The organism is Agrobacterium sp. 22-3639C2 (assembly GCF_053522105.1).
On sequence record NZ_JBNWDB010000001.1, the window covers coordinates 859940 to 879806 of the forward strand.

At 58.2% G+C, this 19867-nt stretch carries 26 protein-coding genes; 5 read left to right on the plus strand and 21 right to left on the minus strand.

Going from position 1 to position 19867, the window contains the following annotated elements:
- Entirely contained in the window at positions 1-1317 is a 1317-nt protein-coding gene (locus ACQZ6D_RS04250) for a replication-associated recombination protein A (protein WP_013636427.1), read from the minus strand.
- Positions 1314-2720, minus strand: coding sequence for a DegQ family serine endoprotease (locus tag ACQZ6D_RS04255; RefSeq protein ID WP_065702398.1), 1407 nt, complete (start codon positions 2718-2720; stop codon positions 1314-1316). The genes ACQZ6D_RS04250 and ACQZ6D_RS04255 overlap by 4 nt, the downstream gene beginning before the upstream one ends.
- Positions 2721-2894: 174 nt before the next feature.
- On the opposite strand from ACQZ6D_RS04255, the gene ACQZ6D_RS04260 reads away from it, so the two are divergent.
- Positions 2895-3248, plus strand: a complete 354-nt coding sequence (locus ACQZ6D_RS04260) for a lysozyme inhibitor LprI family protein (protein WP_065702397.1) — start codon at positions 2895-2897, stop codon at positions 3246-3248.
- Between the two features lie 3 nt (positions 3249-3251).
- Here ACQZ6D_RS04260 and ACQZ6D_RS04265 read toward each other — a convergent pair whose 3' ends face one another.
- Both ACQZ6D_RS04265 and ilvD read right to left on the minus strand, forming a co-directional pair.
- Complete coding sequence (locus tag ACQZ6D_RS04265; RefSeq protein WP_065702396.1) at positions 3252-4253, minus strand: serine hydrolase domain-containing protein; 1002 nt, start codon at positions 4251-4253, stop codon at positions 3252-3254.
- A 264-nt stretch (positions 4254-4517) separates the two neighbouring features.
- Entirely contained in the window at positions 4518-6353 is a 1836-nt protein-coding gene (ilvD, locus tag ACQZ6D_RS04270) for a dihydroxy-acid dehydratase (protein ID WP_065702537.1), read from the minus strand.
- Between the two features lie 312 nt (positions 6354-6665).
- Here ilvD and msrP point away from each other — a divergent pair, with 312 nt between their 5' ends.
- Both msrP and msrQ read left to right on the plus strand, forming a co-directional pair.
- Positions 6666-7607 carry a protein-methionine-sulfoxide reductase catalytic subunit MsrP gene (gene msrP / locus ACQZ6D_RS04275; RefSeq protein ID WP_025593942.1) on the plus strand — a complete coding sequence of 314 codons (942 nt, stop codon included), beginning with the start codon at positions 6666-6668 and terminating at the stop codon, positions 7605-7607.
- A 2-nt stretch (positions 7608-7609) separates the two neighbouring features.
- Positions 7610-8257 carry a protein-methionine-sulfoxide reductase heme-binding subunit MsrQ gene (gene msrQ / locus ACQZ6D_RS04280; protein ID WP_448729622.1) on the plus strand — a complete coding sequence of 216 codons (648 nt, stop codon included), beginning with the start codon at positions 7610-7612 and terminating at the stop codon, positions 8255-8257.
- On the opposite strand, the gene ACQZ6D_RS04285 is transcribed toward msrQ, so the two are convergent.
- Complete coding sequence (locus ACQZ6D_RS04285; RefSeq protein ID WP_448729623.1) at positions 8211-8639, minus strand: ribosomal maturation YjgA family protein; 429 nt, start codon at positions 8637-8639, stop codon at positions 8211-8213. The two genes, msrQ and ACQZ6D_RS04285, sit on opposite strands and share 47 nt — an antisense overlap.
- A 57-nt stretch (positions 8640-8696) precedes the next feature.
- On the opposite strand from ACQZ6D_RS04285, the gene ACQZ6D_RS04290 reads away from it, so the two are divergent.
- The gene (locus ACQZ6D_RS04290) at positions 8697-9569 is read left to right on the plus strand and encodes a DUF817 domain-containing protein (protein ID WP_025593944.1); all 873 of its coding nucleotides are present in this window, start codon (positions 8697-8699) and stop codon (positions 9567-9569) included.
- Positions 9570-9788: 219 nt separating this feature from the next.
- On the plus strand, positions 9789-10112 hold the full coding sequence (locus ACQZ6D_RS04295; RefSeq protein ID WP_003516119.1) for a hypothetical protein: 324 nt from the start codon (positions 9789-9791) through the stop codon (positions 10110-10112).
- 78 nt (positions 10113-10190) lie between these two features.
- On the opposite strand, the gene rplQ is transcribed toward ACQZ6D_RS04295, so the two are convergent.
- The 16 genes from rplQ to rplN all read right to left on the minus strand — a co-directional run bounded on the left by rplQ (position 10191) and on the right by rplN (position 19846).
- Entirely contained in the window at positions 10191-10616 is a 426-nt protein-coding gene (gene rplQ, locus ACQZ6D_RS04300; protein ID WP_003495230.1) for a 50S ribosomal protein L17, read from the minus strand.
- 118 nt (positions 10617-10734) lie between these two features.
- Positions 10735-11745: a DNA-directed RNA polymerase subunit alpha gene (locus ACQZ6D_RS04305; protein WP_003516121.1), complete on the minus strand. Its 1011-nt coding sequence runs from the start codon at positions 11743-11745 to the stop codon at positions 10735-10737.
- Between the two features lie 195 nt (positions 11746-11940).
- Positions 11941-12330 carry a 30S ribosomal protein S11 gene (rpsK, locus tag ACQZ6D_RS04310; RefSeq protein WP_003495225.1) on the minus strand — a complete coding sequence of 130 codons (390 nt, stop codon included), beginning with the start codon at positions 12328-12330 and terminating at the stop codon, positions 11941-11943.
- A 138-nt stretch (positions 12331-12468) separates the two neighbouring features.
- On the minus strand, positions 12469-12837 hold the full coding sequence (gene rpsM / locus ACQZ6D_RS04315; RefSeq protein ID WP_003516122.1) for a 30S ribosomal protein S13: 369 nt from the start codon (positions 12835-12837) through the stop codon (positions 12469-12471).
- A 307-nt stretch (positions 12838-13144) separates the two neighbouring features.
- Entirely contained in the window at positions 13145-13735 is a 591-nt protein-coding gene (locus tag ACQZ6D_RS04320; RefSeq protein ID WP_003516123.1) for an adenylate kinase, read from the minus strand.
- Entirely contained in the window at positions 13732-15072 is a 1341-nt protein-coding gene (secY, locus tag ACQZ6D_RS04325) for a preprotein translocase subunit SecY (protein ID WP_003516124.1), read from the minus strand. Before secY ends, ACQZ6D_RS04320 begins: the two co-directional genes overlap by 4 nt.
- Positions 15073-15405: 333 nt before the next feature.
- Positions 15406-15885, minus strand: coding sequence for a 50S ribosomal protein L15 (gene rplO / locus ACQZ6D_RS04330; protein WP_003516125.1), 480 nt, complete (start codon positions 15883-15885; stop codon positions 15406-15408).
- 16 nt (positions 15886-15901) lie between these two features.
- On the minus strand, positions 15902-16108 hold the full coding sequence (rpmD, locus tag ACQZ6D_RS04335; RefSeq protein WP_003495212.1) for a 50S ribosomal protein L30: 207 nt from the start codon (positions 16106-16108) through the stop codon (positions 15902-15904).
- Positions 16109-16119: 11 nt separating this feature from the next.
- Positions 16120-16689 (minus strand): 30S ribosomal protein S5, encoded by a 570-nt coding sequence (gene rpsE, locus ACQZ6D_RS04340; RefSeq protein WP_003516126.1) that lies wholly within the window; start codon positions 16687-16689, stop codon positions 16120-16122.
- 218 nt (positions 16690-16907) lie between these two features.
- Entirely contained in the window at positions 16908-17270 is a 363-nt protein-coding gene (gene rplR / locus ACQZ6D_RS04345) for a 50S ribosomal protein L18 (protein WP_003516127.1), read from the minus strand.
- 12 nt (positions 17271-17282) lie between these two features.
- On the minus strand, positions 17283-17816 hold the full coding sequence (gene rplF / locus ACQZ6D_RS04350; RefSeq protein WP_003516129.1) for a 50S ribosomal protein L6: 534 nt from the start codon (positions 17814-17816) through the stop codon (positions 17283-17285).
- Between the two features lie 43 nt (positions 17817-17859).
- Positions 17860-18258 carry a 30S ribosomal protein S8 gene (rpsH, locus tag ACQZ6D_RS04355; protein ID WP_003516131.1) on the minus strand — a complete coding sequence of 133 codons (399 nt, stop codon included), beginning with the start codon at positions 18256-18258 and terminating at the stop codon, positions 17860-17862.
- A 12-nt stretch (positions 18259-18270) separates the two neighbouring features.
- Complete coding sequence (rpsN, locus tag ACQZ6D_RS04360) at positions 18271-18576, minus strand: 30S ribosomal protein S14 (RefSeq protein WP_003495202.1); 306 nt, start codon at positions 18574-18576, stop codon at positions 18271-18273.
- Positions 18577-18609: 33 nt separating this feature from the next.
- Positions 18610-19164, minus strand: coding sequence for a 50S ribosomal protein L5 (gene rplE, locus ACQZ6D_RS04365; RefSeq protein WP_003495201.1), 555 nt, complete (start codon positions 19162-19164; stop codon positions 18610-18612).
- Complete coding sequence (rplX, locus tag ACQZ6D_RS04370; protein WP_003516133.1) at positions 19157-19465, minus strand: 50S ribosomal protein L24; 309 nt, start codon at positions 19463-19465, stop codon at positions 19157-19159. Before rplX ends, rplE begins: the two co-directional genes overlap by 8 nt.
- Before the next feature lie 12 nt (positions 19466-19477).
- On the minus strand, positions 19478-19846 hold the full coding sequence (gene rplN, locus ACQZ6D_RS04375) for a 50S ribosomal protein L14 (RefSeq protein ID WP_003495199.1): 369 nt from the start codon (positions 19844-19846) through the stop codon (positions 19478-19480).
- Positions 19847-19867: the final 21 nt, after the last annotated feature.

The following is a 19867-nucleotide window of genomic DNA, read 5'->3' on the forward strand; positions in this document are numbered from 1 at the left end:
TTAACGCGAACCGCGCTCGCGGCGCAGCTTCGCCCACCAGTCGAGACGCTTGCGGATGTCCCGCTCGAAACCCCTGTCGGGCGGATCGTAAAACGTCTTGCGACCCATTTTTTCCGGAAAATAGTCCTGTCCCGAAAAGGCATCCGGCTCGTCATGGTCGTAACGGTAACCGTCACCGTAACCCTCGCCCTTCATCAGCTTTGTGGGCGCGTTCAGAATATGTTTTGGCGGCACCAGCGAGCCGTTTTCCTTGGCCGCCCGCATCGCCGATTTGAAGGCTGTATAAACGGCATTCGATTTCGGCGCGGTGGCGAGATAGACGCAGGCCTGCGCCAGCGCCAGTTCGCCTTCCGGTGACCCCAGATAATCATAGGCGTCCTTGGCGGCATTGCAGACGGCAAGCGCCTGCGGATCGGCAAGGCCGATATCCTCCACCGCCATGCGCACCAGCCGCCTCCCGATAAAGAGCGGGTCTTCGCCGGCGTCAAACATGCGGCAGAGATAATAAAGCGCCGCATCCGGGTCCGAACCCCGCACCGATTTATGCAGCGCGGAAATCAGATTGTAGTGGCCGTCCTGTCCCTTGTCGTAAACCGGCGCGCGCCGCTGCACGATGCGCGTCAGCCCTTCGGTATCGAAAGTCTCGTCCTTGCGCGCCGCACGCCAGACCTCTTCGGCAAGCGTCAGCACGGCGCGGCCATCGCCATCGGCCATCCGGATCAGGCTGGCACGCGCCTCCTCGGTCAGCGGCAGAGGCTTGCCCTCCGCCTCTTCGGCGCGCTTCAAAAGCTCGCCCAGGCTCTCCTCGTCATGCGAACCGAACGTGAGGACACGCGCCCGCGACAAAAGAGCGGCATTCAGTTCAAAGGACGGGTTTTCGGTGGTTGCACCCACAAGAATGATGGTGCCGTCTTCCATGACCGGCAGGAAGCTGTCCTGCTGGGCACGGTTGAAACGATGGATCTCATCAACAAAAAGCAGCGTCTGCCGGCCGTTCATCCGGCGTGTGCGTGCTGCCTCGAAAACCTTCTTGAGATCGGCGACACCGGAAAAGATCGCCGAGATCTGTTCGAAAGCCAGCCCGGCCTCGCCCGAAAGCAGACGGGCGACCGTTGTCTTGCCGGTGCCGGGCGGTCCCCAGAAGATCATCGATCCGAGTGAGCCGCTATCGATCATACGGCGCAGCACGCCCTCTTCACCCGTCAGATGAGGCTGCCCGGTCACCTCCGCCAGCGTCTTCGGACGCAGGCGGTCGGCAAGAGGCCGCCGGTTGGCGACCTCGACAGGCACCTGTGGGGCAAAGAGGTCATCGCTCATCGCAGGAACTGCCGGATACGTTGACCGTCACGCAGGATTTCCACCCGCCAGAAGCCGGGATTGTCATCCAGCGCCTTTTCGACCGCAGCCGTGGAGCCGATATCCGAGCCGTTCAGCGATAGGATGACGTCCTTCGGCTGGAAACCGACCCGATAGGCCGGCGAACCGCGCTTCACATCGGTGACGACGACGCCGGTCACCTGCGAAGGCATGCGCAGTTCATCCGCAAGCTTCGGCGAAAGATTGGCGACAGTCGCGCCCGCCAAGGGATTGCGTCCCTCCAGCAGCCGTTCGTCACGCGGCGCGGTTTCCGGCGCCGTGTCGAGCGCAATGGTCACCTTCTTCTCTTTACCCTTCTCCACCAGCGTCAATTCGGCGGACTTGCCGATGCCAGCAGTCGTGAGGCGATAACCGAGTGCATCGGGATGCTCCACCTCCAAACCGTTGACCGCCGTTACGACCTGCCCCGGCTCGATGCCAGCTTTCTCCGCCGGGCCGCCCTTGACGACGCTGACGACGAGCGCACCGCGCGCGCGGTGCAGGCCAAGCGCCTCGGCGACATCGGAGGTGACAGGATCGAAGGTTGCGCCGATATAGGGCCTCTGGAAGTTCGCGTCGCCACGCTCGGCGGCGGCAACGAAAACGCGGACCAGATTGGCGGGAATGGCAAAACCGATGCCGTTCGACCCGCCGCCCTTCGAGAAGATGGCAGTATTGATGCCGATCAACTCACCCGCCATGTTCATCAGCGCGCCGCCGGAATTGCCGGGGTTGATGGAGGCGTCGGTCTGGATGAAGAAGCCGAAATCGCCCTGCGTCACCTGGTTGCGCGCCAGCCCCGAGACGATGCCGCTTGTTACCGTCTGGCCGACACCGAAGGGGTTGCCGATGGCAAGCACGAGATCGCCGACTTCAATGGCATCCGAATTGCCAAGCGAAAGCACCGGAAACTGTTCCTTCGCGTCGATCTGCAGAATGGCAAGATCGACCCGGTCGTCCTTCAGCAGCACCTTGGAGGAGAATTCACGCCCATCCGCCAGCGCCACCTTGATGTCGTCGGCGCCATCGATGACGTGATTATTGGTCACCACGAGGCCGCCGGCCGTCACGATCACACCCGATCCAAGCGAGGACTGTTTCTCCGTGCGGTTCGGCATCTGCTGGCCGAAGAACTGTTCGAAGAACGGGTCGCCGGCAAAGGGCGACGAGCGCCGCTGCACGATGCGTTCGGCATAGACATTCACCACAGCGCCCGCGGTACGCTTGACCAGCGGCGCGAAGGAAAGCTGCATTTCCATGTGGCTTGCGGGCACGGTCTTGTTGTCCTGCGCCTGCGCTCCGACCGGAACGAGAAGCAGCGCCGCAAGAAAGCCGGTGGACAGATACTTCAGCACGCTCTGCATGTGATTCCTCATCCTCATCAGTATGATGGAGTTATAACGTGAAAGCCTATAAAGCAAAGCGCGGCAAGATGATGGCCGATCTTTTTCATGCGATGACCGGCTTGTGCAGGTGGAACCAACAGCACCCCATTTCGGTTTCACCCACACGAGCCTGTCCTCAAAATGAGACGACCCATGCACATGAAACAGACAATCCTTGCCTCCGGCATCCTCCTCGCCTGCGCTTCATTGGGTTCGCCCGCCAACGCCGCCAGCTTCGATTGCACGAAGCCTGATCTGGCCTCGGATGAAAAGGCGATCTGCGACAACCGAGCCCTCAACGATCAGGACGTGAAGATGGTCACCACCTTCGACATCCTGACACAACTGATGGCGATGGGCGCACGCGACACCTTGCGCGAAGAACAGAGCCAATGGTTGAAAAAGCGCCAGGAATGCAATGCGGATGTCGCCTGCATTACAAGTGCCTATGAGGAGCGCATGAAGCGGCTCGGGGAAGCTTTTCAGAGCATAAACAGACCGCTCTGATTTTCACGCAACGCGAATGATATTCTCCATCAGCCCATGCAATTGGTCGCGATAACCGGTTCTCGCCGAAGGCGCATCCTCGCGGGACGTCATAACCACCGAAAGCCGTTTGGCGGGGACGATATAGAGCATCTGCCCGCCGTAGCCCCAGGCATAATAAACCGTCTCGCCCGCCATCTCCTTGATGAACCAGCAATAGCCGTAACCATCGCCGTTGAAGACGGAATTGGTGCGTTGCTGCCAGGATTGATCGATCCAGCTCTGCGAAATCAAACGCTCGCCGCCTGGCGTTAACCCGCCCAGCCGGTAAAGCTCGCCGAAAGCCAGCAGCGACCGCGCCGTCATCGCCATCTGGTTGCCGCCCAGATAGATGCCCTGCGGATCGCGCTCCCAGCCGCCGATTGAGAAGCCCTCCAGCGGCCGGAACCAGTCGCGCGCCAGCGACAGCGTCGAACGGCCGGATGCCTTGGTCAAAATCGCCGAAAGCAGATGCGTGGAACCGGTGGAGTAAAGCATGCCACCGCCCGGCTCTCCGGCAAAACCCGACCCCAGCGCCATTCGCACCCAGTTGCGGCTGGCGACCCAGCGGCCGTAGTTCGGGCCGGACATTCGTTCCAGACCGGATTGCATGGAAAGCAGGTTGCCGATGGTTACCCTTTCCAGACGCGCATCGGGGTTCGGCGGAAAATCGCTGCGCAGGATCGTGGCAATCGGCTGATCCGCCCCGGCCAATATCTTGCGGTCGATCGCCATGCCGACCAGCGCGGAAATCACAGATTTCGAGGCCGACTTGATGTTGGTGGAACCCATAAGGCTGGCGCCGTGATAGGCACGGCTGGCCACCTCCTCGCCGTCAATACTGACGATGACGGCTTTCAGGCTCGAAAGCCCATCCGCCTCGTTGAGCAATGGACTGAAGCGGGCGCCATTGCCGGGTGTTTGCCCGTGGGCAAGGCGGGCGAAAGGCAGGGATGCGATAAGGCCGAGTGCGGTTCGTCTTTTCATGGTGCTGAAGTTAGGCATCGCGGCGCGTTGGAAAAGGGCAAGTGACGGAACATCACTCCAATGTGACTGCTGGCATGGAGGGTGGACGGCCGGATGGTTTAGAATTTGCGGTGCAGAAACAGCGTGTTGCGCGAGCTTGGAGAATCAAGCTCTGAGGCAATTGAATCTGTTTCTTAACGACGCGCGTAATCTGGGTCAGAACAAGAAAAAGCCGCTCAGAAGAGCGGCTCAGGCTGCCTGCAATGTAGGACCCTGCCCGCCAGATTACTCCGGCAAAATCCGAACAGCACCCTTGTCGGCACTGGACGCAAAAGCCGCATAGGCCTTCAGCGCTGTCGTGACGTTGCGCTTGCGGAACTCCGCAGGCTTCCAGCCGAGCTGATCCTGCTCGGCGCGGCGGGCTGCCAGTTCCGCATCCATAACTTTGAGGTTGATCGTGCGGTTGGGAATATCGATCTCGATCAAGTCGCCTTGACGCACGAGGCCGATAGCGCCGCCCTGCGCCGCTTCCGGCGAGGCATGGCCGATGGACAGGCCGGATGTGCCGCCCGAAAAACGTCCGTCGGTGATCAGCGCGCAGGCTTTGCCGAGGCCCTTGGACTTGAGGTAGCTGGTCGGATAGAGCATTTCCTGCATTCCGGGTCCGCCCTTCGGTCCTTCGTAACGAATGACGACGACATCACCTGCCTTGACCTCGTTGGAAAGAATACCCTTCACCGCCGCGTCCTGGCTTTCGTAAACAACCGCCGGACCGCTGAATTTCAGGATGGATTCGTCGACACCCGCCGTCTTCACGATGCAGCCATCAAGAGCGATGTTGCCATAAAGCACGGCCAGACCGCCATCCTTGGAGAAAGGCTTTTCAACCGAGCGGATAACGCCGTTTTCACCGTCCGTATCCAGATCGTCCCAGCGCGACGACTGGCTGAAGGCCACCTGCGTCGGCACGCCGCCAGGGGCAGCCTTGAAGAACTGCCGCACGGTTTCGCTGTTGGTGCGGGTGATGTCCCAACGGTCGATGGCGTCGCCCAGCGTCGCCTCGTGCACCGTGTAGGTATCGCGATTGAGGAGACCGCCACGATCCAGCTCGCCGAGAATGCGCATGATGCCGCCGGCGCGGTGAACGTCTTCCATGTGCACGTCCTGCTTGGCAGGCGCGACCTTGGAAAGGCAGGGAACCTTGCGGGAAAGACGGTCGATGTCTTCCATGCCGAAATCGACACCGCCCTCATGCGCTGCCGCCAGAATATGCAGCACCGTGTTGGTGGAACCGCCCATGGCGATATCCAGCGACATGGCGTTTTCAAACGCAGCCTTGTTGGCAATGGTGCGCGGCAGAACGGTCTCGTCGTCCTGCTCGTAATAACGGCGCGCCAGATCGACGATCAGGTGACCGGCCTCGACGAACAGGCGTTTGCGGTCCGAATGGGTGGCAAGCGTCGAACCGTTGCCGGGCAATGACAGGCCGAGCGCCTCGGTCAGACAGTTCATGGAATTGGCAGTGAACATGCCGGAACAGGAACCGCAGGTCGGGCAAGCGGAACGCTCGATGATCTTGACGTCCTCATCGGAAATCTTGTCATCGGCAGCTGCGACCATGGCGTCAACCAGATCGAGCGCGACCGTCTTGCCATGCAGAACGACCTTGCCCGCTTCCATCGGACCACCGGAAACGAAGACGGCGGGGATGTTGAGGCGCATCGCCGCATTCAGCATGCCGGGGGTGATCTTGTCGCAGTTGGAGATGCAAACCATCGCGTCGGCGCAATGGGCATTGACCATGTATTCGACCGAGTCAGCGATGATTTCGCGCGACGGCAGCGAATAAAGCATGCCGTCATGGCCCATGGCGATGCCGTCATCGACAGCGATGGTGTTGAATTCCTTGGCAACGCCACCGGCCGCTTCGATTTCACGCGCAACGAGCTGGCCGAGATCCTTCAGATGCACATGGCCCGGCACAAACTGCGTGAAGGAATTGACCACCGCGATGATGGGCTTGCCGAAATCGCTGTCCTTCATGCCGGTGGCGCGCCATAGGCCGCGCGCGCCCGCCATGTTGCGGCCGTGGGTTGTCGTTCTGGAGCGATAGACTGGCATGGTGTTTTCCTCGATCTCTTGGGCAGAAGAGCGCATTCCCGCACCGCGGTCAAAATGCCCTCGCCCTATTTTGCGGTTTTTCTAGCGCAAACCGTAAGCCCTGTCACTGTCACCTTCGGGCAAAACAGTACGGTTCGGTACGGTACGCCCGGTTTGAATGTTGCAATTCGCGCGGCCTGTCATCACAAATGCGCGATTTTCGCCGCCCGGCCGCTGTTTTTGCGCAGAGTGCTGAAACATATCTGTGCAGCGGCCGTATAGCCTATCATAATCGATTTATCGCCGATGCACCCGGCTTTTGTGGAGGTTGAAATGCCCGCCTATCGTCCGCCCCTCATCCCGGCACGAGAAATCACGCCGAAGAATATCTACCTCTCGAGACGTGGCTTCCTGGGCACGGCGGCGGGGCTTGCGGCAATCGGGCTTTCCGGCCGCGAGGCTGTCGCCACTCCGCTTGCTGCCAAAGCAGGCGCCTACAAGCTGGATGAGAAGCTCACCCCGCTCGATGCCGTCACCAGCTACAATAATTTCTATGAGTTCGGAGTGGGCAAATCCGACCCGAAGGAAAATTCCGGCAAGTTCAAGCCCACCCCCTGGACGGTAAAGGTGGATGGCCTTGTCTCCAAACCGCAGGAATTCGGCATCGAAGAGCTGATGAAATATCAGCTAGAGGAGCGCACCTATCGCATGCGCTGCGTCGAGGGCTGGTCGATGGTCATTCCGTGGATCGGTTTCCCTCTCGCCGCACTTCTCGACAAGGTGGAGCCACTCGGCAGCGCGAAATACGTGTCCTTCGAAACCGTGGTGCGGCCGGAGGAAATGCCGGGCCAGAGCGGCCTGTTCCAGCCTCTGTCCTGGCCCTATGTCGAGGGTCTGCGCCTAGATGAGGCCCGCCATCCTCTGACCATTCTTGCCGTCGGACTATACGGCGAAACCCTGCCGAACCAGAATGGCGCGCCCATTCGCCTCGTCGTTCCCTGGAAATACGGCTTCAAGGGCATCAAATCCATCGTCCGTATTTCGCTTGTCGAGAAACAGCCGGAAACGACGTGGAAAAACTCCAACGCCCGCGAATACGGCTTCTATTCCAACGTCAATCCGCATGTGGACCATCCGCGCTGGAGCCAGGCGACGGAACAGCGAATCGGCGAAGGCGGCTTTTTCGGCACCCAGAACCGCCCTACCCTGATGTTCAACGGCTACGACGAGGTGGCAAGCCTCTATACCGGCCTCGATCTAAAGGCGAATTACTGATCATGGCCCTCGCCTTTTCGCTTCCCTCACTGCCGAAGCGTTACCAGTCGGCAGCCATCTGGTCGCTTTATGTCATCGGCCTCTGTCCCGGCCTCTGGTATTTTTACCTCGCCGCAACCGGCGGCCTCGGCTTCAACCCAGTCAAGGATTTCGAGCACCTGCTCGGCATCTGGGCGCTGCGTTTTCTGTGCCTCGGCTTGCTGGTGACGCCGCTGCGCGATCTCTTCAACGTCAACCTCATCGCCTATCGCCGGGCGCTGGGACTGATCGCCTTCTATTACGTGCTGGCACATTTCAGCGTCTATCTGGTTCTGGACCGCGGCCTGGTCTTCAGCTCCATCGCCGCTGATATTCTCAAGCGGCCCTATATCATGTTCGGCATGGCGGGGCTCGTCATGCTGCTGCCGCTCGCGCTCACCTCCAACCGCTGGTCGATCCGCAAGCTCGGCAGCCGCTGGAACACGCTGCACAAGCTCGTCTATCTCGTGCTCATCGTCGGCGTACTGCATTTCGTGTTGGCGCGAAAATCGATCACGCTCGAGCCGGTGTTTTATATCAGTACGATGGTGGTGTTGCTCGGGTATCGGCTGGTGCGGCCCTCGATCATGGCGGCGAAGAGGGCAAGGCGCGCAAGCCCCGTCCGAACGTAAAGGACGCCACCGCGATCCCGCCGATATAACAGACGATATTCCACACCGAGAAAACGCGGCCGAGCAGCAAAGCTCCGGCCGCCGTTGCGCGAAACGCGTCCAGCGCCGGGAAATGAACGAGCCGGATCAATTCCACGACGATGACGGCGATGACGGCGATGTAAACCTCGTAACCGTACCAGCGGGACGGAAGGATGGCCGCCAGCAGCAGATAGACCATCGCCCCCCAGAGCACGGATCCGCCATATTTTACCGCCACGAACGGCAATCCCACCTCGTAGCCGAACGCCCGCAAGCAAAGACCGCCAATGATCACAATCATGGCCGCCGCCAAAAGCCGGATGCGGGCAAAATAAGGCGGGGAAAGGCGTGACGGACCCATGCGAGTTCCTTCCGGTTTTCGTATGAAAATTTAACGGATACAAATCGAGGCGCGAACATGAGCACAGCAACAGGCCCAGCCGCAACCCGCCTCTCGGTTTTGGACAATCTTCTGTGCGATACCTATCCTTGGGGCGAACTCAAGGGCATCAGGCGCTTTGTCATCGAATTTCTCTATTTCGGCATCAAGGAAGCCCGTGCCTGCCTGTTTGCGGGATTGTTCTTCATTTCCATCTTCGTGGTGCCGCATGGTGGGGTATTTGGCATTCCGCGTTATGACGTGCTGCTGATCGTCGCGCTCGGCATCCAGTTCTTCATGATCTGGAGCAGGCTGGAAACGCTTGACGAGGCCAAGGCCATATTGCTGTTCCATATCGTGGGCTTCGCGCTTGAGGTGTTCAAGACGTCAAGCGCTATCCAGTCCTGGTCCTACCCCGACTTCGCCTATAGCAAGGTCCTCGGCGTGCCGCTCTTTTCCGGCTTCATGTACGCCGCCGTCGGCAGCTACATCATCCAGGCGTGGCGCCTGCTGGATGTGCGCATTCGCAATTATCCCACCTATTGGATGGCAACGCTGATCGGCATCGCCATCTACGCCAACTTCTTCACCCACCACTTTATCGGTGACTACCGCTGGTACATCGCCGCCTGCGCGATCGGCCTCTATTCCCGCGCAACAGTGGTCTACCGTCCCTATGATCGGGATCGAAAGATGCCGCTGCTTCTCTCCTTCGTCCTGATAGGGTTTTTCGTCTGGCTGGCGGAAAACATCTCCACATTCTTCGGTATCTGGAAATATCCCGATCAGATCGGCGCATGGTCCGTCGTCCATATCGGCAAGTGGAGTTCGTGGTCGCTGCTGGTCATCATGACGTTTACGATTGTCGCGCAACTCAAGCACATCAAGGCCCGCATCCACGTTCCGGAGTGAAGCGAGCGCTTTCCAAGCATCGTTAAAAACGACGATTGCAGGACATCGAGCCGATAGAGAGCAATAACTTAGATATCATTAAGTAAATCCTGCCAAAAAATCTATCGGGCGATATACAAGACAGGCGAAAATTACGAAGTTGGCGTATTTATTGTTCACGACGCCAGCCGCCCTAATGGCTTCTATGTTGATACAGCTTACCCTCGGAACGCCGATATTGTGAAAAAGACCATTACACCCGCACCCGTATTCCTGAAATTTACAGGCTATATGATCCAAGACTTCGAAATGTTCGAAAGCTTGGATGGCGTCTTACTTTTAGGTTTGTATCACTTAACCAAAAAGGAGCGAAACGAGCTCAATACATTCCTTGCATCCCTGTTGCGCTCTGATGTTTCAGATAGCTTGATTGGAGATCTTTGGAACACATCCAATGCTGAATTTGGTGCCGAAGGTAAGGGAATTAGATGGCTTCTCAATCGGACAGTCGAGTTGATCGAAGGTGACGACGGCACTGACGGTTACTATCTGCGTCGTTCATGACTATTCTTTTGGAAAATAAAAAAGCCGGGTGATCTCTCACCCGGCTTTTTAATTCACAACGCCTGAAGGCGTCAGACCTTACGCGGCTTCGGCAGCAGCAGCTTCCGCAGCAACGCGAGCCTTGTCGGCTGCGCCCTTGGCGTCAACGTCACGCTCGACGAATTCAACAACGGCCAGAGCCGCGTTGTCGCCCTGGCGGAAGCCAGCCTTCATGATGCGCAGGTAGCCGCCGTTGCGGGTTGCGTAACGCGAAGCGATTGCGTCGAACAGCTTGCGAACAGCGTCCTGATCCTTGATCTGCGAGATCGCCTGACGACGAGCGTGCAGGTCGCCGCGCTTGCCAAGCGTCACGAGACGCTCGACGATCGGACGGATTTCCTTCGCCTTAGGAAGGGTGGTGACGATCTGCTCATGGGTGATGAGCGAAGCAGCCATGTTGGCAAACATTGCCTTGCGGTGGCTGGCGGTTCTATTGAGCTTGCGGCCTGAATTACCGTGGCGCATTGCTATTCTCCTTCTACGCAGGTGCCTTCTCTAAGGCCTGCCGTTTCCTGGCACATGCAGATGACTTATCTGCTGTTTGACGGGGAAAGGCAGTCTTTAAGGTCTGCCTTCTTGTTTGTTAGTATTGGTCTTCGTAACGCTTTGCGAGATCTTCGATGTTCTCAGGCGGCCATGCCGGTACTTCCATACCGAGGTGCAGACCCATGGAAGCGAGAACTTCCTTGATTTCGTTCAGCGACTTGCGACCAAAGTTCGGCGTGCGAAGCATTTCGGCTTCGGTCTTCTGGATCAGGTCGCCGATATAGACGATGTTGTCGTTCTTCAGGCAGTTTGCCGAACGAACGGACAGTTCCAGCTCGTCGACCTTCTTGAGAAGCGCCGGGTTGAACGCGAGTTCGGTAACCGATTCTTCTTCTGCTTCCTTCTGCGGCTCGTCGAAGTTGACGAAGACGCCGAGCTGGTCCTGAAGAATGCGAGCGGCGAAGGCAACGGCGTCTTCGCCGGAAACCGAACCGTTGGTCTCGATCGTCATGATCAGCTTGTCATAGTCGAGAACCTGACCTTCACGGGTGTTTTCCACCTTGTAGGACACTTTCTTGACCGGAGAATACAGGCTGTCCACCGGAATGAGGCCAATCGGGGCATCTTCCGCGCGGTTGCGCTCAGCCGGTACGTAACCCTTGCCGTTGTTGACGGTGAATTCCATCCGGATTTCAGCGCCCTCGTCCAGCGTGCAGATCACGTGGTCGGGGTTCAGGATCTCGATGTCGCCAACCGTCTGGATGTCACCAGCGGTTACCGAACCCGGACCCTGCTTGCGCACGACCATGCGCTTGGAATCGTCACCATCCATCTTGATGGCGATTTCCTTGATGTTGAGCACGATATCCGTCACATCTTCCCGAACGCCGGGGATGGAGGAGAATTCGTGCAGGACACCGTCGATCTGCACGGCCGTAACAGCGGCACCACGCAGAGAAGACAACAGAACGCGACGCAGCGCGTTGCCGAGGGTAAGACCGAAACCACGCTCCAGCGGCTCGGCAACGAGCGTTGCCTTGGTGCGGCTGGACGAGGTGAACTCGACCTTGTTCGGCTTGATAAGTTCCTGCCAGTTCTTCTGAATCATCTTTAAACCTTCCGTTCGCCGCCACCATCCAATCGTGACGGACCGAGCATGAAAACACTGAGAGGAACCTAATTCCGCGGTTCATCAGTGGGTTCTTGAGCGCAAGTCCGTCGATCGAAATCGACGCGCACACGCCAGATACACGAAAATTCCGCCAGACCGAAGGAAAGGCGGAATTTCCGAACCACGGTCGCGTCAGACGCGGCGCTTCTTGCGCGGACGGCAACCGTTGTGCGGGATCGGCGTCACGTCGCGAATGGAAGTGATCATGAAACCGGCAGCCTGCAGAGCGCGAAGTGCCGATTCACGGCCGGAACCCGGACCGCAAACTTCAACTTCAAGCGACTTCATGCCGTGTTCCTGAGCCTTCTTCGCGCAATCTTCAGCAGCGATCTGGGCAGCAAACGGGGTCGACTTGCGCGAACCCTTGAAGCCCTTGGCACCAGCAGACGACCAGGCAATAGCATTGCCCTGTGCGTCGGTGATGGTGATCATCGTGTTGTTGAAGGTCGAGTTGACATGCGCGACGCCCGACGTGATATTTTTACGTTCGCGACGGCGAACGCGTGCGGCTTCCTTGGCCATTTTATACCTTTCATTGATCTCTTCACCGCCGTAACACCAGCGGCTACACCGGCGATCGACCCGTCTCCGAGCTTCACGCCAAACTCAGAAAGGCTGGCGCAGACCGCACCAGCCTCTCCTTTCCGGAGAACCGGAAAATTACTTCTTCTTACCAGCGATAGCCTTCGCCGGACCCTTACGGGTGCGGGCGTTGGTGTGCGTGCGCTGACCGCGGACCGGAAGGCCACGACGGTGACGCAGGCCGCGGTAGCAGCCGAGGTCCATCAGACGCTTGATGTTCATCGAGGTCTCGCGACGAAGATCGCCTTCGACCTGATAGTCGCGGTCGATGGCTTCGCGGATCTGAAGAACTTCAGCATCCGTAAGCTGATGAACGCGCTTGTCAGCCGGAAGACCGACCTTGTCCATGATTTCCTGCGCGAATTTCGGACCAATCCCGTGAATATACGTCAGCGCAATAACAACGCGCTTTGCAGTCGGGATGTTGACGCCAGCGATACGTGCCACGTCTTTTCTCCTTGGTTCCAGTTGCCATCCGGCAAGTGGTGATTCCATTCGAGCGGCCGACACGACCGCCAGTTCAAAATTGATGTCCGTGACAAGTCAAAACGACCGAACCCGGATTTCCCTCCCTTAAGGGAAATCCGCGCCAGTCGCTTGGGATGTCGCGAGTTGGCGCGGTGTTTAACGGAATCAGCGCTAAAAAGCAACCGGCTCCGCCAAGATTCTTTTGCGATCCAAAGGATACGCCGTATCAGGAGCCCAGGATTTGCCGGGAAAACCGCCTGCGGTTTTCACCATCCCGCTCCAACCATCAGGCCGAGGCCTTTTCCAGAACCCGTTCGATGGCCGCAGTGACGGCATCGACATCAGCCATGCCATCCAGTGTCACAAGTTCGCCCTGCTCGCTGTAATATTGCGACAGCGGCGCAGTCTTCTCGCGATACTCCGTCAACCGCTTGCGGAAGGCTTCCGGATTGTCGTCGGAACGAACCGTGCCACCGGCAGCGATGGTCTCCGCAACGCGATTTTCGATTCGGCGAATCAGCGCCTCCTCGTCCACCTTCAGTTCGATGACGGCATCGAGGGCGACATTCTTCTTGTGCATGTTCTCGGCAAGCGCCTTGGCCTGCGGAACGGTGCGCGGATAGCCATCGAGAATGAAACCCTTGGCACAGTCCGGAGCTTCGATGCGTTCGGAAACAATCTGATTGACGATATCGTCGGAAACGAGCCCGCCGGCGTCCATGACGGCCTTGGCGCGCTTGCCTATTTCCGTGCCCGCGCTAACCGCAGCGCGAAGCATGTCACCGGTGGAAAGCTGCGGGATCCCGTACTTGTCAGTCAGGCGTTTGGCCTGGGTTCCCTTGCCCGCACCCGGCGGACCTAAAAATATCAGTCTCATCGTCCCCTCTTTCCTCCACGCAACTTCGACTTCTTGATCAGTCCTTCATACTGCTGCGCGATCAGGTGTCCCTGAATTTGCGCAACCGTGTCCAGAGTTACACTGACAACGATCAAAAGCGAAGTACCACCAAGGGCTAATGGAATGCCCGTACGTGCGATAAGTGTCTCAGGAAGGATACACACGAAGACAAGATAAACAGCGCCGACAACCGTGATACGGGTCAGAACGTAATCGATGTACTCCGCGGTGCGCTCGCCCGGACGAATGCCCGGAATAAAGCCGCCATGCTTCTTGAGGTTATCGGCCGTGTCCTTCGGATTGAAGACGATAGCCGTGTAGAAAAATGCAAAGAACGCGATGAGCAGGCCGTAGAGCGCCATGAACAGCGGCTGTCCATGCTGCAACGACGCGATGATCGAGGTTGCCCAGCCCGGCAGGTTGGTGTTTCCGGCAAAACCGGCAGCCGTCGCAGGCAGAAGCAGCAGCGAGGATGCGAAGATCGCGGGAATAACGCCAGCCGTGTTGAGCTTCAGCGGCAGATGCGAGGTATCGCCCTGGAACATCCGGTTGCCGACCTGGCGTTTCGGATATTGTATCAGCAGACGGCGCTGGGCGCGCTCCACGAAAACGATCAGCGCGATGACGCCGATTGCCACGATAACGACCATGAGGATGAGCGTCGTCGACAGCGCACCGGTGCGGCCGAGTTCCAGCGTGCCGGCAAGCGCCTTGGGCAGACCTGCGGCAATACCGGCAAAGATGATGAGCGAAATACCGTTGCCGATGCCGCGCGAGGTAATCTGTTCGCCAAGCCACATCAGGAACATCGTGCCGCCGAGCAGCGTGATGACGGTGGAAATACGGAAGAACAGGCCAGGATCGACCACGAGGCCGTTGCCACTCTCAAGGCCGACAGCGATGCCGTAGGCCTGCAGGGTGCCAAGCAGTACCGTGCCGTAGCGCGTGTACTGGTTGATGATCTTGCGTCCGGCTTCGCCTTCCTTCTTCAACGCTTCGAGCGAAGGCACGACCGAGGTCATGAGCTGCACGATGATCGAAGCGGAGATGTAAGGCATGATGCCGAGGGCGAAGATCGCCATACGCTCGACTGCGCCACCCGCAAACATGTTGAAAAGACCGAGAATACCGTTGGCCTGGCCACGGAAGGCCTGCGCATAGGCTTCTGGGTTCAGACCCGGAAGCGGAATGTGGGTACCAAGACGGTAGACGAGAAGTGCGGCAAGAGTAAACCAGAGACGCTTTTTCAGATCCTCCGCCTTAGCGAAGGTCGAAAAATTCAGGTTCGAAGCCAGTTGTTCCGCTGCTGAAGCCATAAATTTCTCCGAATGACCCTTGCCGGCCAGCGAAACCGGCCAATGCGGAAAGGTCTAAAAATACCGGTTCAAAAACGGGCTTCGGACGAACACGGCGTTGCGCCGCCATCATGCCTCACCCTGTTTTTTTATGTCCTATCCCCTCCCTCAAGGAAGTTCAAGAACTGTGAGGCTCTCCCTGCGGCACTTTATGCCGCATGTGGCGCGCATAACAGCTGCACCGCGAAGAGTTTGCCATGATGCCACAATAAATCGATTTAAATCGAGAGCACCATAAGCCAGGGAGCGCAAACGCCCGGAGCGACTATGCCCCGGGCGTCTGAAGTCTATATATTACTCGGAAGCTTCAGCTGCAACTGCGAGAAGCTTGATAGAGCTGCCGGCCTTCTCAATCTTTTCGAGTGCAGGCTTGGAAGCGCCGGCAACTTCAAAAGCAACCTTGCTCGTCAGTTCGCCGTCAGCGAGAATGCGAACGCCGTCCTTGGTGCGACGGATAACGCCAGCAGCCTTGAGAGCAGCAGCATCGATCGTTGCGGAAGCGTCGAGCTTCTTGGCGTCGATGGCGGTCTGAATGCGGCCGAGCGATACAACAGCAAATTCGGAAGCGAAAATGTTGTTGAAACCGCGCTTCGGAAGACGACGGTAGATTGGCATCTGACCGCCTTCAAAACCGTTGATGGCGACGCCCGAACGAGCCTTCTGACCCTTCACACCGCGACCACCGGTCTTGCCCTTGCCGGAACCGATACCGCGACCTACGCGGATACGGTCCTTGGTGGAGCCTTCGTTGTCTCTGATTTCATTGAGTTTCATGATAGGTTACTCCGTCTCACTTCTCGTCAACGACGCGAACGAGATGCTGGACCGCACGGATCATGCCGCGAACCGCAGGAGTATCTTCCAGGGTGCGCTGACGGTGCATCTTGTTGAGACCCAGACCGACCAGCGTCTGACGCTGGATTGCCGGGCGGCGGATAGGGCTGCCGATCTGTTCGACCGTAACAGTCTTTTTGGCTTCAGTAGTCTTCTTGGCCATGATCCAGCTCCTTATTCTTCAGAAGCGTTGCCGGAAGCGGCACGACGAGACTGAAGGGTCGCATACTTGAGACCACGCTGTGCAGCGATGTCCTTAGGATGAACCTGATGCTTCAGAGCGTCGAACGTTGCGCGAACCATGTTGTACGGGTTCGAAGAACCGGTCGACTTGGCAACAACGTCATGAACGCCCAGCGTTTCGAAAACAGCGCGCATCGGACCACCGGCGATGATACCGGTACCGGCCTTGGCCGAACGCAGCAGAACCTTGCCTGCGCCGTGACGGCCATTGACGTCGTGATGCAGCGTGCGGCCATCGCGCAGCGGAACGAAGATCAGATCGCGCTTTGCGCTCTCGGTTGCCTTACGGATGGCTTCCGGAACTTCGCGAGCCTTGCCGTGACCGAAGCCAACGCGGCCCTTCTGGTCGCCGACGACGACGAGAGCGGCGAAGCCAAAGCGACGGCCACCCTTAACAACCTTTGCAACGCGGTTGATCGCGACCAGCTTGTCGACGAATTCGCTATCGCGTTCTTCACGGTTCTGGCGGTCGTCGCGAGAACCTCTTTTTTCCTGTGCCATTGTCCTTGTCCTTTTTCTTTTACGGGTGGAACGGCAAACGAAAAGACCACCGGCCTCGATGAAGAGACCCGCATGGCCCGGTGAAATTCCGCCCGGATCGTTGTCAGGGCGGAAACTGCAGCGCCGCGTGTCGAAACCGACACGCAAAGGACGCTGCAGGATCTTGAGTGGTGCATGACCCTTTCTCTCGATTGCGAACAATCGAAAGGGTCAAGCACTCAGAAGTTCAGACCGCCTTCGCGGGCAGCTTCTGCCACAGCCTTGATACGGCCGTGATAGATGAATGCGCCACGGTCGAATACGACATCCTTGACGCCAGCCTTGACGCCACGCTCTGCCACCAGCTTGCCTACGACAGCTGCTGCTGCAACGTCGGCGCCGGTCTTGAGCGAGCCGCGCAGATCGGCTTCGAGCGTGGAGGCAGACGCAAGCGTCTTGCCAGCAACGTCATCGATGATCTGAGCGTAGATGTTCTTCGACGAGCGATGAACCGACAGGCGCGGGCGGCCATTGGCAACCGCCTTGATCTGGCGGCGCACACGGCTCGCGCGACGTGCAAGTGCTTCTTTCCTGCTAGCCATTTCGCGTGATCCTTACTTCTTCTTGCCTTCTTTGCGGACGATACGCTCTTCAGCGTACTTCACGCCCTTACCCTTGTAGGGCTCGGGACCACGGTATTCACGGATTTCCGCGGCAACCTGGCCAACCTGCTGCTTGTTGATGCCGGAAACGATGATTTCCGTCGGCTTCGGAACGGCAATGGTGATGCCGACCGGAGGCTCGTAAACTACATCGTGGCTGAAACCGAGAGCCAGCTGCAGGTTCTTGCCCTGCAGGGCGGCACGGTAACCGACGCCGTTGATTTCGAGCTTGCGTTCGTAGCCGTCCTTAACACCCTTGAAGATGTTCTCGATCATCGTGCGGGACATGCCCCACTTCGAACGAGCTTCCTTGGTGTTGTTGGCCGGCGTTACGGAAACGCCATTATCTTCGAGTTTCAGCTGGATGTCGTCATTAGCGACGAAAAACAGTTCACCCTTCGGGCCCTTAGCAGTGACCTTCTGGCCGTCGACATTGGCCGTAACACCTGCTGGAACCTGAACGGGCTTTTTACCGATACGAGACATTGTTCAATCCTGTCTGTTCGTTATGGAGATCCGTGCTCGGGTCTTAGAAGACCGAGCAAAGAACCTCGCCACCAACGTTCTGTTCGCGAGCTTGGTGATCGGCCATCACGCCCTTCGGGGTCGAAAGGATGGTGATGCCGAGGCCGTTCGCGACCTGCGGAATGGACTTAACCGAGACATAAACTCGGCGGCCCGGCTTGGAAACGCGGCCGATCTCACGGATCACGGACGCGCCTTCGTAGTACTTCAGTTCGATCGTGAATTCGGCCTTGCCGTTTTCGAAATCGACCTTGGAATAACCGCGAATGTAGCCTTCAGCCTGCAGCACGTCGAGAACGCGTGCGCGTAGGCTGGAAGCAGGCGTGCTTACCGAAGACTTACGGCGAGCAGCACCATTGCGGATGCGGGTGAGCATATCACCCAAAGGATCAGTCATGGTCATGTGCCCGTCTCCTTACCAGCTCGACTTGACAATGCCCGGCACCTTGCCGGAATTGCCCAGCTCACGAAGCGCGATACGCGACATCTTGAGTTTGCGATAGAACGCGCGCGGACGGCCCGTTACTTCGCAGCGGTTGCGGATACGCGTCTTCGAGCCGTCACGCGGCAGCGAAGCGAGCTTCAGAGTGGCCTTGAACCGGTCTTCGATCGGAAGGGACTGGTTCATCACGATCGCCTTCAGTGCAGCCCGCTTGGTGGCCTGCTGGGCGACCGACTTGCGGCGGCGCTTGTTCTTTTCAACTGCGCTTGTTTTCGCCATATCGGAGTTCCTTTTCTACGCTCGTCGTTACGGTTAGTGACGGAACGGGAAGTTGAACTCTGTAAGCAGAGCCCGTGCTTCGTCGTCCGACGTCGCCGTCGTGCAAACGATGATGTCCATGCCCCACATCTGATCAACCTTATCGTAGTTGATCTCAGGGAACACAATGTGTTCCTTGATGCCCATGGCGAAGTTGCCACGGCCGTCAAAGCTCTTCGGGTTCAGACCCCGGAAGTCGCGAACGCGCGGCAGCGCGATGTTGACCAGGCGATCAAGGAATTCATACATGCGGGCGCCACGAAGGGTAACCTTCGCACCGATCGGCATGCCTTCGCGAACCTTGAAACCAGCGATCGAGTTGCGAGCGCGGGTAACAACCGGCTTCTGGCCGGCAATCGCAGCCAGGTCACCGGCAGCAATGGTTGGCTTCTTGGAGTCGGCAGTTGCCTCGCCAACACCCATGTTGATCACGATCTTTTCAAGCTTCGGGATCATCATCACGTTGGCGTAGGAGAACTTCTCCTGCATGGCGCCACGGATACGGGAAACGTACTCCGTCTTGAGACGCGGCTCGTACTTATCAGCCATCGATCACTTCTCCCGAACGCTTGGCCACGCGGACCTTCTTGCCGTCTACAACAGTAAAGCCAACGCGGGTCGGCTTGCCATCCTTATCGACGATGGCAATGTTGGAGATGTGCAAGGACGCTTCCTTGTTGATGATGCCAGCTTCCTGAGCCTGGGTCTGGCGCTGGTGACGCTTCACCATGTTAACGCCACGCACAACGGCCCGATCTTCCTTCGGCAAAACCTGGATTACTTCGCCGGTACGGCCCTTGTCCTTACCGGTCAATACGACAACGTTGTCGCCTTTACGAATTTTCTGCATCGCATACGCTCCTTACAGTACTTCCGGAGCCAGCGAGATGATCTTCATGTGGTTCTTGGCGCGAAGTTCGCGCGGAACCGGTCCGAAGATACGGGTGCCGATGGGCTCTTTCTTGTTGTCGATAAGAACGGCTGCGTTGTTATCGAAACGGATGACGCTGCCGTCAGCGCGACGGATGTCCTTGGCGGTGCGAACGACAACCGCCTTCATCACATCGCCCTTCTTGACGCGGCCGCGCGGAATAGCTTCCTTGATGGAAACGACAATAATGTCGCCAACAGAAGCATATTTGCGCTTCGAGCCGCCCAGCACCTTGATGCACATGACACGACGTGCGCCGGAATTATCCGCCACGTCGAGGTTTGTTTGCATCTGAATCATGTCAGGTCGCCTTCTTGTTGT

Excerpts from the sequence above, each read along its gene's own strand:
- ACQZ6D_RS04250 (WP_013636427.1), bottom strand. The coding sequence starts at position 1,317 with ATGAGCGATGACCTCTTTGCCCCACAGGTGCCTGTCGAGGTCGCCAAC.
- ACQZ6D_RS04255 (WP_065702398.1), bottom strand. The coding sequence starts at position 2,720 with ATGCAGAGCGTGCTGAAGTATCTGTCCACCGGCTTTCTTGCGGCGCTG.
- ACQZ6D_RS04260 (WP_065702397.1), top strand. The coding sequence starts at position 2,895 with ATGCACATGAAACAGACAATCCTTGCCTCCGGCATCCTCCTCGCCTGC.
- ACQZ6D_RS04265 (WP_065702396.1), bottom strand. The coding sequence starts at position 4,253 with ATGAAAAGACGAACCGCACTCGGCCTTATCGCATCCCTGCCTTTCGCC.
- ilvD (WP_065702537.1), bottom strand. The coding sequence starts at position 6,353 with ATGCCAGTCTATCGCTCCAGAACGACAACCCACGGCCGCAACATGGCG.
- msrP (WP_025593942.1), top strand. The coding sequence starts at position 6,666 with ATGCCCGCCTATCGTCCGCCCCTCATCCCGGCACGAGAAATCACGCCG.
- msrQ (WP_448729622.1), top strand. The coding sequence starts at position 7,610 with ATGGCCCTCGCCTTTTCGCTTCCCTCACTGCCGAAGCGTTACCAGTCG.
- ACQZ6D_RS04285 (WP_448729623.1), bottom strand. The coding sequence starts at position 8,639 with ATGGGTCCGTCACGCCTTTCCCCGCCTTATTTTGCCCGCATCCGGCTT.
- ACQZ6D_RS04290 (WP_025593944.1), top strand. The coding sequence starts at position 8,697 with ATGAGCACAGCAACAGGCCCAGCCGCAACCCGCCTCTCGGTTTTGGAC.
- rplQ (WP_003495230.1), bottom strand. The coding sequence starts at position 10,616 with ATGCGCCACGGTAATTCAGGCCGCAAGCTCAATAGAACCGCCAGCCAC.
- ACQZ6D_RS04305 (WP_003516121.1), bottom strand. The coding sequence starts at position 11,745 with ATGATTCAGAAGAACTGGCAGGAACTTATCAAGCCGAACAAGGTCGAG.
- rpsK (WP_003495225.1), bottom strand. The coding sequence starts at position 12,330 with ATGGCCAAGGAAGCCGCACGCGTTCGCCGTCGCGAACGTAAAAATATC.
- ACQZ6D_RS04320 (WP_003516123.1), bottom strand. The coding sequence starts at position 13,735 with ATGAGACTGATATTTTTAGGTCCGCCGGGTGCGGGCAAGGGAACCCAG.
- secY (WP_003516124.1), bottom strand. The coding sequence starts at position 15,072 with ATGGCTTCAGCAGCGGAACAACTGGCTTCGAACCTGAATTTTTCGACC.
- rplO (WP_003516125.1), bottom strand. The coding sequence starts at position 15,885 with ATGAAACTCAATGAAATCAGAGACAACGAAGGCTCCACCAAGGACCGT.
- rpmD (WP_003495212.1), bottom strand. The coding sequence starts at position 16,108 with ATGGCCAAGAAGACTACTGAAGCCAAAAAGACTGTTACGGTCGAACAG.
- rpsE (WP_003516126.1), bottom strand. The coding sequence starts at position 16,689 with ATGGCACAGGAAAAAAGAGGTTCTCGCGACGACCGCCAGAACCGTGAA.
- rplR (WP_003516127.1), bottom strand. The coding sequence starts at position 17,270 with ATGGCTAGCAGGAAAGAAGCACTTGCACGTCGCGCGAGCCGTGTGCGC.
- rplF (WP_003516129.1), bottom strand. The coding sequence starts at position 17,816 with ATGTCTCGTATCGGTAAAAAGCCCGTTCAGGTTCCAGCAGGTGTTACG.
- rpsH (WP_003516131.1), bottom strand. The coding sequence starts at position 18,258 with ATGACCATGACTGATCCTTTGGGTGATATGCTCACCCGCATCCGCAAT.
- rpsN (WP_003495202.1), bottom strand. The coding sequence starts at position 18,576 with ATGGCGAAAACAAGCGCAGTTGAAAAGAACAAGCGCCGCCGCAAGTCG.
- rplE (WP_003495201.1), bottom strand. The coding sequence starts at position 19,164 with ATGGCTGATAAGTACGAGCCGCGTCTCAAGACGGAGTACGTTTCCCGT.
- rplX (WP_003516133.1), bottom strand. The coding sequence starts at position 19,465 with ATGCAGAAAATTCGTAAAGGCGACAACGTTGTCGTATTGACCGGTAAG.
- rplN (WP_003495199.1), bottom strand. The coding sequence starts at position 19,846 with ATGATTCAGATGCAAACAAACCTCGACGTGGCGGATAATTCCGGCGCA.